Origin of the sequence: Clostridium sp. CAG:43, from assembly GCF_000434655.1 — a bacterium.
GTDB lineage: Bacteria > Bacillota > Clostridia > Lachnospirales > Lachnospiraceae > Otoolea > Otoolea fessa.
In genome coordinates, this window is the sequence record NZ_FR895048.1 from 1 (window position 1) to 16,526 (window position 16,526).

General features: G+C 49.6%; 14 protein-coding genes and 1 tRNA gene. 2 read left to right on the forward strand and 13 right to left on the reverse strand.

Annotation, left to right across the window (positions count from 1 at the left end; all coding sequences use genetic code 11):
- Positions 1–104: 104 nt before the first annotated feature.
- The 11 genes from QVO97_RS03950 to QVO97_RS04000 form a co-directional block, all read right to left on the reverse strand.
- A tRNA-Ser gene (locus QVO97_RS03950) sits at positions 105–190 on the reverse strand.
- A gap of 269 nt (positions 191–459) precedes the next feature.
- A complete protein-coding gene (rplA, locus tag QVO97_RS03955) occupies positions 460–1,155 on the reverse strand; it encodes a 50S ribosomal protein L1 (RefSeq protein WP_022359097.1) in 696 nt (231 codons plus the stop codon).
- 67 nt (positions 1,156–1,222) lie between these two features.
- Positions 1,223–1,648 carry a 50S ribosomal protein L11 gene (gene rplK, locus QVO97_RS03960; RefSeq protein ID WP_022359098.1) on the reverse strand — a complete coding sequence of 142 codons (426 nt, stop codon included), beginning with the start codon at positions 1,646–1,648 and terminating at the stop codon, positions 1,223–1,225.
- A 69-nt stretch (positions 1,649–1,717) separates the two neighbouring features.
- Positions 1,718–2,236: a transcription termination/antitermination protein NusG gene (gene nusG / locus QVO97_RS03965; RefSeq protein ID WP_022359099.1), complete on the reverse strand. Its 519-nt coding sequence runs from the start codon at positions 2,234–2,236 to the stop codon at positions 1,718–1,720.
- 17 nt (positions 2,237–2,253) lie between these two features.
- On the reverse strand, positions 2,254–2,457 hold the full coding sequence (gene secE, locus QVO97_RS03970) for a preprotein translocase subunit SecE (protein ID WP_022359100.1): 204 nt from the start codon (positions 2,455–2,457) through the stop codon (positions 2,254–2,256).
- A gap of 58 nt (positions 2,458–2,515) precedes the next feature.
- Positions 2,516–2,680, reverse strand: coding sequence for a 50S ribosomal protein L33 (gene rpmG, locus QVO97_RS03975; protein ID WP_207722866.1), 165 nt, complete (start codon positions 2,678–2,680; stop codon positions 2,516–2,518).
- A gap of 261 nt (positions 2,681–2,941) precedes the next feature.
- Positions 2,942–3,784, reverse strand: coding sequence for a YcxB family protein (locus QVO97_RS03980; protein ID WP_022359101.1), 843 nt, complete (start codon positions 3,782–3,784; stop codon positions 2,942–2,944).
- 187 nt (positions 3,785–3,971) lie between these two features.
- Positions 3,972–4,721, reverse strand: a complete 750-nt coding sequence (locus QVO97_RS03985; protein ID WP_022359102.1) for a ComF family protein — start codon at positions 4,719–4,721, stop codon at positions 3,972–3,974.
- Positions 4,718–7,084 (reverse strand): SF1B family DNA helicase RecD2, encoded by a 2,367-nt coding sequence (locus tag QVO97_RS03990; protein ID WP_022359103.1) that lies wholly within the window; start codon positions 7,082–7,084, stop codon positions 4,718–4,720. Before QVO97_RS03990 ends, QVO97_RS03985 begins: the two co-directional genes overlap by 4 nt.
- Before the next feature lie 33 nt (positions 7,085–7,117).
- The gene (locus QVO97_RS03995) at positions 7,118–8,116 is read right to left on the reverse strand and encodes a rod shape-determining protein (protein ID WP_353784537.1); all 999 of its coding nucleotides are present in this window, start codon (positions 8,114–8,116) and stop codon (positions 7,118–7,120) included.
- Between the two features lie 518 nt (positions 8,117–8,634).
- A complete protein-coding gene (locus QVO97_RS04000) occupies positions 8,635–10,188 on the reverse strand; it encodes an ABC-F family ATP-binding cassette domain-containing protein (protein WP_022359105.1) in 1,554 nt (517 codons plus the stop codon).
- 329 nt (positions 10,189–10,517) lie between these two features.
- On the opposite strand from QVO97_RS04000, the gene QVO97_RS04005 reads away from it, so the two are divergent.
- Positions 10,518–11,663: a putative ABC transporter permease gene (locus tag QVO97_RS04005; protein WP_022359106.1), complete on the forward strand. Its 1,146-nt coding sequence runs from the start codon at positions 10,518–10,520 to the stop codon at positions 11,661–11,663.
- 53 nt (positions 11,664–11,716) lie between these two features.
- Here QVO97_RS04005 and QVO97_RS04010 read toward each other — a convergent pair whose 3' ends face one another.
- A complete protein-coding gene (locus tag QVO97_RS04010) occupies positions 11,717–13,453 on the reverse strand; it encodes a phospho-sugar mutase (protein WP_022359107.1) in 1,737 nt (578 codons plus the stop codon).
- A 189-nt stretch (positions 13,454–13,642) separates the two neighbouring features.
- Positions 13,643–14,623 (reverse strand): phosphotransferase, encoded by a 981-nt coding sequence (locus QVO97_RS04015; RefSeq protein WP_022359108.1) that lies wholly within the window; start codon positions 14,621–14,623, stop codon positions 13,643–13,645.
- Positions 14,624–15,037: 414 nt separating this feature from the next.
- Here QVO97_RS04015 and QVO97_RS04020 point away from each other — a divergent pair, with 414 nt between their 5' ends.
- Positions 15,038–16,438 carry an MATE family efflux transporter gene (locus QVO97_RS04020; RefSeq protein WP_288188863.1) on the forward strand — a complete coding sequence of 467 codons (1,401 nt, stop codon included), beginning with the start codon at positions 15,038–15,040 and terminating at the stop codon, positions 16,436–16,438.
- The last annotated feature ends 88 nt before the right edge of the window (positions 16,439–16,526 follow it).

The window sequence follows — 16,526 nt, forward strand, 5'->3', positions numbered from 1 at the left end:
ACCTACTCCCTTTCCAGGGGAGCCCCTTCAACCTCTTGGGTACTTCTGCAGGTTGATTTTCATATCTTATGAAATTAATAACCAATTAATAACCGTTCTTGAAACGGAGAGAGTGGGATTCGAACCCACGCGCCCTTGCGGACAAACGGTTTTCAAGACCGCCTCGTTATGACCGCTTCGATATCTCTCCAAAAATGTGCTTAACCATTATATAATGGATATTCATTTTTGTCAAGGACTTTTTCACTTTCTTTTTGAAAGTTTTCACAATCACCTGTGCGTCTTGACTCTTTAATTTTTGTTTCCGCTTTCTCAGCGGCAACAGAATATATTCTATCACTATTAAAGTATAAAGTCAACTGTTTTTTTGACTTTATTTATATTTTTTCGACAATCGAAAAAAAAGAGGACGAAAGACCCAAAAGTCCCTCATCCTCTTGATTCTATAACGTCTTCTGATTAGCCAATCAGCTTACCTACGTTCAGCTTAACGCCCGGGCCCATGGTAGAAGTCATGGTTACACTCTTTAAGTAAGCGCCCTTTAAGGTAGCTGGTTTTGCCTTCAGGATAGCGTCAATAAGCGTCTGGAAGTTGTCCGCTAACTGCTCCTCTGTGAAGGAAGCTTTACCTACTGGCACGTGGATAATGTTAGTCTTATCAAGTCTGTACTCGATCTTACCGGCTTTGATATCATTGATAGCTTTGGTTACATCCATAGTAACAGTACCAGCCTTCGGGTTCGGCATTAAGCCCTTCGGTCCAAGTACACGACCAAGACGTCCTACAACGCCCATCATGTCCGGAGTAGCTACTACTACGTCGAAGTCTAACCATCCCTCGTTCTGGATCTTCGGGATCAGCTCCTCAGCGCCTACGAAATCTGCGCCTGCAGCCTGAGCCTCTTCTGCCTTCGGTCCCTTAGCAAATACAAGGATACGAACGGTCTTACCAGTTCCGTGCGGCAGTACAACTGCACCACGGATCTGCTGATCAGCATGACGGCCGTCACAACCAGTTCTGATATGAAGTTCTACGGTTTCATCGAATTTAGCACCTGCAGCCTTCTTCACGATGGAGATGGCATCTGCAGCTTCATAAAGGCTTGCGCGATCTACTAATTTAGCAGCCTCTACGTATCTTTTTCCTCTTTTCATTATAAAAAACCTCCTAGTGGTATTGTCGGGGAATTCCCTCCCACGTTACTGATAAACATCCCGAAAATTACTCGGCAACTGTGATACCCATACTTCTTGCTGTACCAGCAATCATGCTCATAGCAGCTTCAAGGCTTGCTGCATTTAAGTCAGGCATCTTTAATTCTGCGATCTTCTGCAGATCCTCTTTCGAGATGCTAGCTACCTTAGTCTTGTTCGGTGTAGCGGAACCGGATTTAATCTTGCAAGCTTTCTTTAACAAAACGGCAGCCGGCGGAGTCTTTGTGATGAAGCTGAAGCTTCTGTCAGCATATACAGTAATAACAACCGGGATGATCATATCGCCCTGGTCTGCTGTCTTAGCGTTGAACTCTTTCGTGAACTGTACGATGTTTACACCGTGCTGTCCAAGAGCCGGACCTACTGGCGGAGCTGGTGTAGCCTTTCCAGCAGGAATCTGTAATTTAATATATCCTGTAACTTTCTTTGCCATTGTTGGCACCTCCTATAAATTGTGGTAATTGCGGGGATTTCCCTCCCACAGGCTCATAAATGAACCTCTTTACATCATCTTCTTGATCTCTGTGAAGTTCAGTTCAACCGGTGTCTCACGGCCAAACAGTTCTACACGAATCGTCAGGGTCTGTCTTTCCTCGTTGATGGACTCGATAACACCAACGGTATCTTTCCATGCCCCTGTCGTTACAACAACCGTGTCGCCGACCTCAAAGTCAACAACAACGCCGGTTTCCTTAAATCCGAGACCGGCCATCTCCTCTTCCGTCAAAGGAACCGGTTTGGAGCCCGGACCAACAAACCCGGTCACTCCGCGGGTGTTGCGTACTACGTACCAAGTATCATCATTCATAACCATATTGATCAGTACGTATCCGGGAAACATCTTCTTGGCAACCTGTTTATTGGCTCCATTCTTGACTTCGATAACTTCCTGCATCGGCACGGAAACCTCTAAGATCTGATCCTGAAGGTTCCGGTTCTCGATCGTCTTTTCGATGTCAACCTTTACTTTGTTTTCATAGCCGGAATAAGTATGCACTACATACCAATTTGCTTCTGCCATATTTCTCACCTTTGCCTTTACATAACGAAGTGCAGTCCAAACACGATTGCCGTGTCAAGAGCCGCAATGATAAGTCCCAGCGCAACGGAAACGGCGATGACCGCTCCAGTCTGCTTCGTAACTGTCTCTTTGTCAGGCCAGATGATCCTTTTGTACTCAGCTTTTAAACCTTTCCAGAAACTCTTTTTAGGAGCTTTTTTGGTATTTTCTGTATCACCCATTTTTGTCCTCCAAAGCGCTCAGGCAGATGCCCGATCGCGCAGAACCAACCAGTTACTCTTACTTCGTCTCTTTGTGTAACGTGTGTGTCTTACAGAATCTGCAGTACTTTTTGGTTTCCATTCTGTCCGGATGAGTTTTCTTATCCTTGGTCATGTTGTAATTGCGCTGCTTGCATTCTGTGCATGCCAGTGTAATTCTTGTACGCACAACTTCCACCTCCATTTTTCTTAGTATGCGATCTTTCCACTCTCCAACCGGAAATCCAGTTTTTGAGCATAAAAAAAAGACCTATGTTCTTCCATTCGCCCGTCTACTATATCATAAAAGAAGCGGCGCGTCAAGCAATAACTTGCCGACATTCGCCGCCTCTTTTATATTATAGATATCGTTTTCACTCAGTGCAGGCTGGAACCAGATTCTGCCCGCGCCTCGTATTTCACATTATCAGGACTTACAATGATGCTATAAAACAATCAGAAAGGTTTATTCATCCACTTTCTCCTCGTTTACAGCGTCTGTCTTTTCTTCCACATTTTCATGGCTGTCTGTGGTATCCGGCTCCGCCTTTTCAGGCTCATCGGTTTCTTCCTCATCTGCCGCCTGGCTTCCGATAAAATGCGCCATTTTTCCAATCTTACCCATATGGCTTGTATCCACGCGGGTGATCTCCGGCTCACCAGCTTCCACAACATCATCCTCAAGCGCGGCGTTCTGATGCAGGGCGCCGCCCTCCTGATTCTCCGCATTTTCCGGATTTTTTGTCACGGATGGATATTCTTCCGGGTTTTCCTTGGCATCCGCAAGCTTTTCATTCATGAATGTCTCAAACTGCTTTTGCTCTTCCTCGCTGGAAAATGCCGACTTGGCGATAAACTGCCAGGTTTTCTCGTTCGTCTCAAGCAGATACATCCGCTCAATCTCAACCATCTGCTCAATGTCGCTGTAGCTGTAAGTCTTGGTCATCTCCTGTGCCGCAACCGTCATGGTCAGTGTCTTCTCATCCAGTGTCAGATGTACAACTGGGAAATTGCCCGTCTTTTCCAAATTTTTAAGTCCGCTCCGTTTCCAGATCATCCGCTCCTGGTTCTGGTTTGAAATCATGTAAAACATGCCGATGCCGACCAGCACCGCTATCACGATGGACGGTACAAGAAGAACCAGATTGCCCTTTGCCTGCATCACATTTTTTCCCAGAAAGAGAGCTAAAAATGCGACATATAAGAGTGCCGACACCATCTTCATTTTCTTGGACTCATGCTTAAGCACGTTCCAGTGAATCCAGTTTTTATAATCTTCCTTTTCCAGGCGATATTCAAATTCCTGCATTCTTTTTACTCCTTTTCTTTCTTACTTGAAATCTCCCCCCGCATTTCTTCCGTCTCCTGAACCTTTTTTTGCCTCTCCCGCAAACTTTTAGATTCAAATGCTTTCTACTATTCTTTTCATCCAGAAATGCCGGAGTATTTCCACTTATAAGGCTTCCCTCTGCCTATCTTCTCTATCATATCCCACTTTAGCGTCCTTGTCCAATACAAACGGCAAAAAAACAGACTTTTTCGATCCCCGCAGACAGAAGCGCCCGGGTACACGCTTCCGCCGTGCTTCCGGTCGTATAAATATCATCCACGAGAAGCACGTTTTGCACACCACTTGCCCGGATTGCCTCCGCATCTGCCTGAAACGCCTGCTGTAAATTCCGGAGCCGTTCATCTGGATTCAGCTCTTTCAGGGGTTCTGTATTTCGTATCCGATATAAAAATTCCGGGCACACCGGCATTTCCAGCCGCTCGCCCATCCGCTTTGCCAGAACCTCCGCCTGATTGAAACCGCGTTTCCGTTTCCGCGCCGGGTGGACCGGAACGGGAACCAGGCCGTCAAACTGCCACTCCTCCCGATTTTCATACTGCCTCAGCTTTTCCGCTGCAGCTTCGGCATAAAAATCGAGATATTCCCTCTTATTTTTATATTTAACCGCTGCCATCGAACGCGCAGCTTCCTCCGTATAGTTAAAGAGTGCCATCCCACGTGCAAATGACCGGCGGTGTTTCACACAGTCTGGACAATATTCGATTTCTTCACTCCAAACTTCTTTTCCACATTTCTGACAAACCGGCGATTTGACAGGCGAAAGCCTCAAAAGACACGAAGGACAGATAAGCCTGCCCTTCGGCGTCACGATCTCCCCGCAGACCGGGCAGCGCCTTGGATATAGCGCATCCAGAGCGGCGCGGGGGAATTGATTCCATTTTATATTTTTTATCACAATGTCTCCATAATTTCTTCAATGCGGTCGCGCAGTCCCGAATAGCGCTTCTGTTCCATCGCATTGTCCACCATCTGCTGAAACACATACGGGACACCGACCAGGCAGACACAGGCTCTTGCCCTTGTAACCGCCGTGTAAATCAGATTCCGCGTCATCAGCATCTGCGGTCCGCTCCAGACCGGAATCACAACCGCCGGATACTCGCTTCCCTGCGACTTGTGGATCGTGATCGCATATGCCAATTCCAGCTCCTCCAGCTGCTTGAAGCTGTACTCGACACGTTTTCCCTCATCATACTCCACGGTTACCAGCTCCGCAAAGGTATTGATCTCGCGGATGCGCCCAAGATCCCCGTTGAACACGCCGGCTCCCTTGTCCACCGGGATGCCGCTGCGGTTGTAGGAAGTCCACTCAATCTGGTAATTGTTCTTGATCTGCATGACCTTGTCGCCCACACGAAACGTCGTCTCGCCATACTCTTTTTCCGCCTTTTCTGCCGATGGCGGATTTAAAAATTCCTGCAAAATGGAATTTAACCGTATCGATCCCAGCACTCCCTTCCGCATCGGCGTCATGACCTGTACCTCAAACAAATCGGCATGGACGTAATTCGGCAGTTTTTCACGTACCAGCGTGATCATTGCATTGATGATCGCATTCGGATCATCACGCTTTATAAAGAGGAAATCCCTGCTTGACTTTCCGATCGGAATGCGCTCTCCGGCATTGATGCGGTGGGCGTTGACGATAATATCGCTCTGCGCCGCCTGCCGGAAAATCCGGGTTAGCTTTACCACATGGAAACACTCTGACTCGATGATATCACGCAGGACATTGCCCGGTCCGACGCTCGGAAGCTGATCCACATCACCCACCAGAATCAGACGTGTGCCGACATTGACTGCCCGGAGCAGCGAATGCATCAGATTGATATCCACCATCGACATTTCATCGATAATGATGACATCAGCTTCCAGCGGATTGTCCTCGTTCCGCTCAAAATGCATCGAAGTCGTCCGGCTCTTCTCATCCTCCTCTGGCATTCCCGTCAGCTCTAACAGGCGGTGAATCGTCTTCGCCTCATAGCCTGTCGCCTCGGTCATCCTTTTTGCTGCGCGTCCGGTCGGGGCTGCCAGCAGGATATCCATGTCGCCCTTTTCAAAATACCGGATGATCGTGTTGATCGTCGTCGTTTTTCCGGTACCCGGACCTCCCGTGATTACCAAAAGTCCGCAGTTGACCGCCTCAATCACCGCGCGGATCTGCAGTTCATCCAGCTCGATCTGTTCCTCTTTCTGGATGACTGCCAGACTTTTCCGAATCTGTTCTTCCGATTCGGAACCAGTGATGTTTAAGTCGTGCAGCATGCGGGCGGTGTTTAGCTCGGTATAATAGTAGTGTGATGCATAAACGGCGCGTTCCGGGGCGTTTGCTATATTTGATACATTTGATGCATTCGGTTCACCCAAAACATCTGGCTGCGGCTGCATCTGCCCCGACACTGCCGATTCCGCCTGAACGAAAACATCCATTTCTGCTGTTTTCTGCTGTTTCCTCTCCCGGATCACCAGCCGTTTATCCATCTGCATATCCATCAGATGCTTGTCAATCTCGGAAATCTCAACCTGTAGAAGCTTTGCCGCCCGATCCGCCAGCTCGTCCTCCGGCAGGTATGTGTGCCCGTTCGCCGTCGCCTGATAGAGTGTATACAGGATGCCGCTCTTGATGCGGAAATCCGAATCTGCCACGATTCCTATCTTCGCCGCGATCTCGTCTGCCATCTTAAAACCGACGCCCGGAATATCGTCCGCCAGCTTATACGGATTGTTCTGGAGAATCGTGTACATTGCCGGACCGTATTCCTGATAGATTTTAACCGCCAGATTGATGGAAATGCCATAATTTTGCAGAAACATCATCGCCTGACGCATATCGCGCTTTTCCTCGACCTGTTCACCGATGGACATCGCCATTTTTTCACTGATTCCCTTGACCTCCGCGAGGCGTTCCGGCTCTTCTTCCATGATGCGGAATGTGTCCGCCTTAAATTTTTTAACAATCCTGGAAGCTAAAGCAGCCCCGACGCCTTTGATGGCGCCGGAGCCTAAATATCGTTCCATGGAAACAGTATCCTCAGGCGCTTTCAGCTCATAGCTTTCCACCGCCATCTGTTCCCCGTAAATCGGATGCTCGGTCATACGCCCGCTCGCCTCGATCATCTCGCCCTCTGCGATGTAGGAAAAAGTGCCAACCAGCACATATTCCTCCCCGTCGTCCAAGCCGCTGATAGAGAGAACTGTATAGCCATTGTCCTCATTGCGGTATTTTATTTTTTCAATATATCCTTTAACTGCTGCCATATTTTTATGCTATCCGTCTTCCGGCGGTTCTCTTTAATCGTAGTTTTTCTTCTCACCGTGTGCGAACTCGATAAACTTACCAGTTCCGATCGCAACTGCGGTCAGCGGATCCTCTGCGATCATCGTGGAAATGCCAGTTTTCTCCTCGATCAGGGCATCCAGACCGCTTAACAGTGCGCCGCCGCCTGTCAGTACGATACCACGGTCAAAAATGTCGGCTGCCAATTCCGGCGGCGTCCGCTCGAGTACGTTGTGAACGGCATCTACGATCTGGAGTGCCGGCTCGCGCAGCGCTTCCAGCGTCTCGTCGGATGTGACAACGATAGTCTTCGGAAGTCCGGTAACCAGATTTCGTCCGCGCACTTCCATCGTGATTACTTCCGGACGGCGGTATGCCGCACCGATATTTATCTTGATCTCCTCAGCGGTTCTCTCACCGATCAAAAGATTGTGTTTCTTTCTCATGTAACGGACCAGTGCCTCGTCGAAGTCATCACCAGCCACTTTAATAGAAGTGCTGACTACGGTACCGCCCAGGGAAATAACGGCGATATCTGCCGTACCACCACCAATATCTACGATCATGTTGCCGCACGCCTTGGAAATATCGATACCAGCGCCGATCGCAGCTGCTACCGGCTCCTCGATGATCGAAACCTCGCGTGCGCCAGCCTGATACGTCGCATCCTCAACCGCCTTGCGCTCTACCTCGGTCGCACCGCTCGGGATGCAGACGCTGATACGCGGCTTGCGGAGTGTCTTCTTGCCGACTGCCTTGTTGATGAAATATTTCATCATCTTCTCTGTCACTGTATAATCTGAAATAACCCCCTGGCGCAACGGACGGACCGCTACGATATTGCCAGGGGTTCTGCCGATCATCAGGCGGGCTTCCTCGCCGATCGCCATGATCTTATTCGTATCCCGATCGATCGCCACTACGGACGGCTCTTTCAGTACGACGCCTTTTCCCTTGATATATACAAGGATGCTGGCTGTACCCAGATCGATACCAATATCATTGGACATCAACATAGTTGTTTTCCTCCTGCTCTGAATATGCACTCTTGAGTACATAAATCTATGAGTTTCATTGTATTTTATCTTCTTTATTTCAGCTTTTTCGCTGCCATCCAGCCCGCGCATTGTTTTAGAGCGGACTATACCACTTACTATTATATACAACTTTCGATTCTTTTGAAAGAGGTTTTTATTTTTTTATGGACTTTATATTTTTTTTATGAAAGGGACATATTTTAGTCACAAGTTTCTCCTATAATACAGGTATGTTATCCGAAAGGGTAACAGGCCTTTGTTTCAAGTGTTACTTGAAATAAAAAAGCTTTTTCATACTCATACCGGACGATACAAATCGTCCGGCCCCCCTAAGCCAATTTCTTTTTTATATATACCTACCATTCCCAATTTAAGAAAAACAGGAACGCCGTCGGACTCTCAGCCGATGGCGTTCCTGTTTTTTGTCAGTGCCAGACACCTAAAAAAAAGGGCTCTATACTGAATGTTGGGGTACGCTCAAAAACATTTTTTTCTTATATTTTCAGACTCCACTCACTGCAGTCCCAGACCTTCGTTGCGAATCCCTCATAGAAATCCGGTTCATGGCAGATCAGAAGGATATTTCCTTTGTACGCCGCCAGCGCACGCTTTAACTCCTCCTTCGCCTCAACGTCCAGATGGTTCGTCGGCTCGTCGAGAAGCAGAAGGTTCGTCTCGCGGTTGATCAGCTTACACAGGCGCACTTTTGCCTGCTCGCCACCGCTGAGCACGCGCACCTGGCTCTCGATGTGCTGGGTCGTCAGACCGCATTTTGCCAGTGCGGAACGCACCTGGTACTGAGTGTAGGACGGAAATTCTTTCCAGATCTCATCGATGCAGGTCGTCGTATTGCCCGGCGCCATCTCCTGTTCGAAATAGCCGATGGAGAGATAATCGCCCAGCGTCACCTTGCCGGACACTGCTGGAATCAAACCTAAAATACTCTTTAAAAGCGTCGTCTTTCCAATTCCGTTGGCACCGACCATCGCAATCTTCTCGCCGCGCTCCATATAGAGGTTCAGCGGACGGGACAGCGGCTCGTCGTAACCGATCACCAGATCCTCCGTCTCAAAAATACATTTTCCGGAGGCTCTCGCCTCCAGGAAGTTGAACTCTGGCTTCGGTTTTTCCTTCGCCAGTTCGATCACATCCATTTTATCCAGCTTTTTCTGGCGGGACATCGCCATATTTCGCGTGGAAACACGCGCTTTATTACGTGCCACAAAATCCTGCAGCTGCGCGATCTCCTGCTGCTGACGCTTATACGCTGCCTCGAGCTGCGCTTTCTTCGCCTCGTGCACCTCGAGAAACTTGTCGTAATCGCCCACATAGCGGTCAAGCCGCTGATTTTCCATATGATAAATGATATTTACTACGCTATTTAAGAACGGAACATCGTGTGAAATCAGGATGAACGCATTTTCATATTCCTGCAAATACCGTTTCAGCCACTCGATGTGCTGCACATCCAGATAGTTCGTCGGCTCGTCCAGCAACAAGATATCTGGCTTTTCCAGAAGCAATTTCCCGAGCAGTACCTTCGTTCTCTGTCCGCCGCTCAAATCCGTTACATCGCGGTCCAGACCGATGTCGGTCAGCCCCAGCGCACGTCCGACTTCCTCCACCTTCGCATCGATGGAATAAAAATCGTGGTTCATCAGAAGATCCTGGATCGTTCCCAGCTCTTCCATCATCACGTTCATCTCATCCTCCGATGCCTCGCCCAGATGGTCGCAGATTTCATTCATCTGCACTTCCAGCTCAAACAGGAAGGAAAATGCGCTCTTCAAAACCTCGCGGATCGTCATGCCTTTTTCCAGCACCGTGTGCTGATCCAGATAGCCGACGCGCACCCGCTTTGACCACTCTACTTTTCCCTCGTCCGGCTGCATATGCCCGGTAATAATATTCATAAACGTCGATTTACCCTCGCCGTTCGCACCGATCAGACCGATGTGCTCACCCTTTAACAGGCGGAACGAAACATCCTGAAAAATCGCCCGATCACCAAAACCGTGGCTTAAATGTTCTACATTCAGTATACTCACGTGTGTACCTCTCCTATTTTTCTTTTTATTGTAAATTGTTTGTATTTGTTGAATTGTTCTTTGTTTTTCTGCAAATTTTATCCTGGAAAACAAATCCACTTCATATAAGATTTGCTTTCTGTACGTCTGCCTGCTGTCTGTGGCAAAGCCGACTTCGATTTATTGTACACGAAGCGTGCTTTTGTGGCAAGCGGAGATTTTGGAATTATCTTTTTTCAGCCAGATGCCTTGAACTTTTCTAGATTTATATAGTAAGATAAGAAACAACTTCATTTTAGATACGTTTTTCAACCAATGAGAAAATGACTTGATTTTCTAAAGGAGGTTTTATGTATACCTATACCTGGTACCAATGGCTAGCTTTTTTCTATGTATACTGCTTTTTAGGGTGGATTTTCGAATCGACTTATGTTTCCCTGAAACAGAAACGGCTCGTCAACCGCGGATTTCTGCGGCTTCCGATGCTGCCGCTCTACGGTTCCGGCGCGGTGATGATGCTCTGGGTGTCCCTGCCGGTGCGGGACAGCCTGCCGCTCGTCTATATTTCCGGTTTTATCGCCGCCACGGCGCTTGAATATGTCACCGGTGCCGTCATGGAACGCCTATTCAAGGTCCGCTACTGGGATTACAGCAGCCAGCCGTTCCAGCTGCACGGCTATATCTGCCTGAGTTCCTCGATCGCATGGGGATTTCTGACGATCCTTATGACCGATGTCATCCATGAGCCGATCGCCCGCACTGTGCTTGCGGTTCCTCCGGTTATCCTGCTCATCTGCGATTTCGTCATCAGCGTTCTTTTCACCGCCGATGCTTACGAATCCATCAAGGCAGCCCTGGCTCTGGGTCATACGCTGGAAGCTATGACGAAGCTCAAAGCCGATATCGAAGAGCTCCAGTCCAAGATCGAGCTGCTGCGTGAGGAAGCCATTGAGCGCGGCGCCCTGACCCGTGAAGAAACAGCCGAAAAACTGGCAGCCGCCCAGGCAGAAGCCGCCCGCAGACTTGCCGCCGTCCGCAGTGACGCCGAAGAACGCCTGGCAACCGCACGCGCCGAGACTGCCAGACAGCTGCAGGCGGCTGCCACCGAACACAAAGAGCGCCTGGCTGAGACCAAGGCACTCGCCGAAAAACGCCTGTCCGATGTTCGAGAAGAAACCACCTCCCGCATCGAAGCTGCCAAAGCAGGAAACGCAGAACGCATCGAAGCTGCCAAGCAGCGCGTCAACGAGCGCATTGCCGAAGTCCGCACCGAAGTCGATGCCCGCATCGCCTTCGACAACCGCCTCACCCGCCTGAGCACCCGGTTAGAAGAACTCAAACACCGCCGCCAGTCCCTGCGCCCGGCTAAAAAGCTCCATGCCTTCTACCGCCGCGGGCTGCTGAGAGGAAATCCTACTGCGGTTTCGTCAAAATTTGCAGCGGCGTTGAAAGAATTAAAAGAACATAATAGCACAAAAATAGGACCTTTCGCATGAACGAATGGTCCTATTTCTTTTAGGGACTTATTTCACATCTTCTTTTTATTTTTCTACAGCAGTCCATTGACAATCGCCATCACAGACTCGCCTACCTTCTCTGATTTCGCTGCCGCGTCTTCCAGGGAGGTACCTTTCACTCCGTAGTAGAACTTGATCTTCGGCTCGGTTCCAGACGGGCGGACGCAGAGCCATGCGTTGTCTTCCAGTTCGTAGTAGAGAACATTGGAGGATGGAAGTCCGGTCGGTTTTACCTCGCCGGTTGCCAGATCCTTGACGGTATCTGCCTTGTAATCGCGGACAGCCAGCACTTTATGTCCGGCGAAATCGGACGGTGTGTGGGCGCGGAAATATTCCATGATCTCCTGAATCTTTGCCAGTCCCTCAATGCCCTTTAAGCCGATGGACTTCACTTCATCTTTATAATAGCCGTATTTCTCGTACATCTCGACCATCGCATCCCACAGCGTCATGCCTTTTTCCTTGTAATAGGCAGCCGCCTCGCAGAGTGCTGCGGTCGCGGAAATGGCATCTTTATCGCGTGCGTATGTACCGATCAGACAGCCATAGCTCTCTTCCATGCCAAACAGATAGGTTCCTTTGCCTTCCTGCTCATTTTTGAGAACCTGTTTGCCGATCCACTTAAATCCGGTCAGAACCTCGATGAGCTCTGCGCCGTAATTCTTCGCAACTGCATCTACCAGATTCGTCGTAACGATGGATTTAACAACCTGTCCATCTGCCGGAATCTTGCCGTTTGCCTGTTTCTGGCTGAGCACATACTCGCAGAGCAGGGAGCCGGACATATTGCCGGTCAGCGGAATGTATTCGCCGGACTTGGTATCTTTGACATACACGCCCAGACGATCGGCATCCGGATCGGTTGCCAGAACGAGGTCTGCATTTTTCTCTTTTGCCAGAGCCAGTCCCAATTCAAATGCTTCCTTTGCCTCCGGGTTCGGATAGCTGACGGTCGGGAAATCGCCGTCTGGAAGCTCCTGCTGCGGAACCACATATACATGGGTAAATCCAAGCTCTTTCATCACACGGCGTGCCGGGATATTGCCCGTGCCGTGAAGCGGTGTATACACGATCGTGATCTGATCCTGCATGCGGTCAATCGCGCCCTGATTGACTACCTGTGCCTTGACCTGTGCAATATATTTGTCGTCGATCGCTGCACCGATGATCTCGTAGAGTCCTTTTGCCTTTGCCTCTTGTGCTCCCATCGTCTTAACGGTGGAAAGATCGGTGATCGCCATAACTTCCTCAGTCACGCCCTTGTCATGCGGCGGTGTAAACTGTGCGCCGTCCTCCCAGTAAACCTTGTAGCCGTTGTACTCCGGCGGGTTGTGGCTGGCGGTGATGTTGATGCCGGCGATGCAGCCGAGCTCGCGGACGGCAAAGGAAAGCTCCGGCGTCGGGCGCAGCGTCTCGAACCGGTACGCCTTGATGCCATTTGCCGCCAGTGTCAGCGCTGCTTCCTCGGCAAATTCCGGGGACATATGACGGGAGTCAAATGCGATCGCCACGCCTTTTGCCGCGCCGCCCTGCTTGATGATGTAATTTGCCAGTCCCTGGGTCGCACGGCGGACGGTGTAGATATTCATCCGGTTAATACCTGCACCGATGATGCCGCGCAGTCCTGCCGTACCAAACTCCAAATCCATATAGAAACGCTCTTTAATCTCATTTTCATCGCCCTCAATGGCGCGCAATTCCTCTTTCGTTGCCTCGTCAAAGTATGGATTTTCCAGCCATTCTTTGTAAATCGTCATGTAATCCTTCATGATTCACTTACCCCCTGCTTTCTTCTAGGATGACTTTCTTTTTCTCCATTATAGTATAATTATTCTGAAAAATAAAGAGAATTTCGGTTACTATTCTTTGTCTTTATTTTTTCTCTTTTCAAAGTTTCTCCATGATGTATCGAATACGCTTAACCAAAGAATTTATATGCATATGTAAATCAACATTTCTTATCGGATTGCCTCAAGAAAGAGGTTCCGCGCCGTCTGCTGTTCTTCCAGCTTCTGCAGTTTTTCAATGCTGCGGACTGGAATCCACGCCTTGCCTGCATTATAATAAAAATTTAACTGTTTCCAGTATTTTTCCGGATATAAAAACAGGTAATAGAGGTATGTCCGCTCCTGTGTATTCAACGGCAGAATACGATCATACGTCTCCAGCAGCCGCATCCCCAGACGCAAATCCCAGCCATGCTTTTCCAATATTTTGCGCGTAAAATGATACAGGTCTTCGACCTGGACGCCCCGGTGCATCCGGTTAAATTCAATCACCGCCATCTCATTTTCATCTGCCAATAAAATATGATGCTGGTTCAGATCCCCGTGACACAAATAGTTTTCCGGCTCGCCGTCCTGCTCGATCTGCGCTTTCAGCCCGCCTGCTGCTTCCTGCGCCTGCTCATAAAAGATGGCAAAGCTTCCGCTGACTGCCCTCTCAAAATCCGATTTACGCCGTTTTTTCCGGATATAATTCCGCGTACGGACAAGTTCCCGGTTGTGGCGCTCCATCTCCGCCACCGCCGGACGCGTGAGAATTGACCCCAGATTCCACGACTCATCGATCGCAATACCGCGCAGTGTCCGGTGCAGCTTCGCGATCTGCCCGACCGCCCGGACTACCTCCGCCTCGCTCTGCACACTGCACTCGCGCCCGGAAAACCATTCCTTCACAACACACCGCGTTCCATCCTCCGCCACCGACAAAAGCTCGCCCTCCCGGTTCCGCATATACTGATCGGTCCGGCATGTTTTCTGATTTTGCAGAACATTCATGATTTGTTCTTCAAATTCAAGACGTTTGACGGTCCCCTTATATTCCCGGAGGAGTTTTAACCCCTGACTCGTCTCGCAGATCCACGCGCCTCTTCCACGGCGCTTCGACTGCACTTCCAGTTCATACTGTTCCAGCACCTCGGTTGTTCTCTCGTTCACAACTTCCCCCTCCTGCCTCTATCCGGCTGCCCGCCTTTCCATTTCCCAAAAGAATGTGGACAGCACATTTTCACGCCGGGCCACAGCTGCTGACAGCTATGTCAATTGCAACATTCACATGATTATGCAAATATGCACATCAGACACCCAGCCTGCTACTCCTAACCTATGAGAGGGGGCTTACAAATATGCTTATGCATAAATATCGCAGATTTGAAACACAGTGCACAAACTATAACACACAATCGCCAATATGGAGTGATTACGAAATTCTGTTCATTGCCATCATTTTGACGGTATGTTACAATGATTCACGTTGAGATAAAAAAGCGGTCTGGCTATTTGTCCCAACAATCAGGCAAAAAATCAAATAATATATTTTACTGTAAATGAAAAGGAGGTCTCTCTTTGTCCATACAATCCGCTCATCGTTCCAACGATGAAAATACGCGCCCGCATTCAGGAGCAGCATCATCCCGTGAAGCTGATCTCGGCAGTGCGCCGATCGGGTCGCTTCTTTTTAAACTGGCGCTCCCGGCAATTGCCGCACAGATCATCAACGTTCTCTATAACATGGTTGACCGCATGTACATCGGCCATATCCCGGACATCGGTCCCAGCGCCCTGACCGGCGTCGGCGTCACAATGCCGATTATCATGTGCATTTCCGCTTTTGCCGCGCTCGCCGCCATGGGCGGTGCCCCGCAGGCGTCGATCCTGATGGGAAAAGGCGACAAGGCTTCCGCTGAAAAGGTACTCGGCAACTGTACCTTCATGCTGACCGTCATTTCGCTCGTCCTAACCGCCCTGTTTCTTGGCTTTGGGCGCCCGATCCTCCTGATGTTCGGCGCCAGTGAGAAGACGATTCTCTACGCCTGGAACTACATGAAAATCTACGTCTGCGGCACTTTCTTCGTCCAGATGGCGCTCGGACTCAATGCCTTTATCAACGCACAGGGTTATGCCAAAACCGGCATGATTACCGTTGCCATCGGCGCTCTCTGCAACATCATCCTCGATCCGATCTTTATCTTCGGACTGCATCTGGATGTGCGCGGCGCAGCACTTGCAACCATCCTTTCACAGGGTATTTCCTGTATCTGGATTCTGCGTTTTCTGACCGGAACGCATAGTACCCTGCGGATACGGCTCCGCAACCTGCGCCCGCAGAAGAAATTTATCCTGCCATGCCTGGCGCTCGGACTGGCGCCGTTTATCATGCAGTTTACAGAAAGTGCACTGTCCATCAGCTTTAACACCAGCCTGTTGAAATATGGCGGCGATACCGCGGTCGGCGCGATGACGATTCTTTCCAGCGTCATGCAGTTTTCCATGCTGCCGCTGCAGGGGCTCTCACAGGGCGCGCAGCCGATCATCAGCTTTAACTATGGAGCAAAAAATATCGACCGTGTGAAAAAAGCGTTTCACCTGCTTCTGCGCTCGGCAGCCTGCTATTCCACCTTGCTCTGGCTCTTATGTATGCTGGTTCCACAGATTTTTATTTCCATCTTTACCAGCGACGCAGATCTTGCCAGCTATACCATCTGGGCGCTCCGGATCTATATGGCAGCTTCCCTGCTCTTTGCCGTCCAGCTCGCCTGCCAGCAGACTTTTATTGCCCTTGGAAATGCGAAAACATCCGTCTTTCTGGCATTGCTCCGGAAAGTGCTGCTTTTGATTCCGCTGATCTTTATCCTGCCGCATTTCGTTTCAAATCCGGTATTCGGCGTGTTCGTGGCAGAACCGGTGGCAGACACGATTGCGGTGGCGACGACGGCGGCGCTGTTTTTCAGGGAGTATAAGAAATTGGGATAACTCTTTTAATCATCCTCTGATTGAAAATATTGTTGTTAAAAAAGCAAAAGGAAAAGAGACAAAATCGTTTGTCCGGCTTGTCCTGCCG

Coding starts and splice junctions, on each gene's coding strand:
- rplA (WP_022359097.1), bottom strand. CDS start 1,155: ATGAAAAGAGGAAAAAGATACGTAGAGGCTGCTAAATTAGTAGATCGC.
- rplK (WP_022359098.1), bottom strand. CDS start 1,648: ATGGCAAAGAAAGTTACAGGATATATTAAATTACAGATTCCTGCTGGA.
- nusG (WP_022359099.1), bottom strand. CDS start 2,236: ATGGCAGAAGCAAATTGGTATGTAGTGCATACTTATTCCGGCTATGAA.
- secE (WP_022359100.1), bottom strand. CDS start 2,457: ATGGGTGATACAGAAAATACCAAAAAAGCTCCTAAAAAGAGTTTCTGG.
- rpmG (WP_207722866.1), bottom strand. CDS start 2,680: ATGGAGGTGGAAGTTGTGCGTACAAGAATTACACTGGCATGCACAGAA.
- QVO97_RS03980 (WP_022359101.1), bottom strand. CDS start 3,784: ATGCAGGAATTTGAATATCGCCTGGAAAAGGAAGATTATAAAAACTGG.
- QVO97_RS03990 (WP_022359103.1), bottom strand. CDS start 7,084: ATGGCAGCAGTTAAAGGATATATTGAAAAAATAAAATACCGCAATGAG.
- QVO97_RS04005 (WP_022359106.1), top strand. CDS start 10,518: ATGTATACCTATACCTGGTACCAATGGCTAGCTTTTTTCTATGTATAC.
- QVO97_RS04010 (WP_022359107.1), bottom strand. CDS start 13,453: ATGAAGGATTACATGACGATTTACAAAGAATGGCTGGAAAATCCATAC.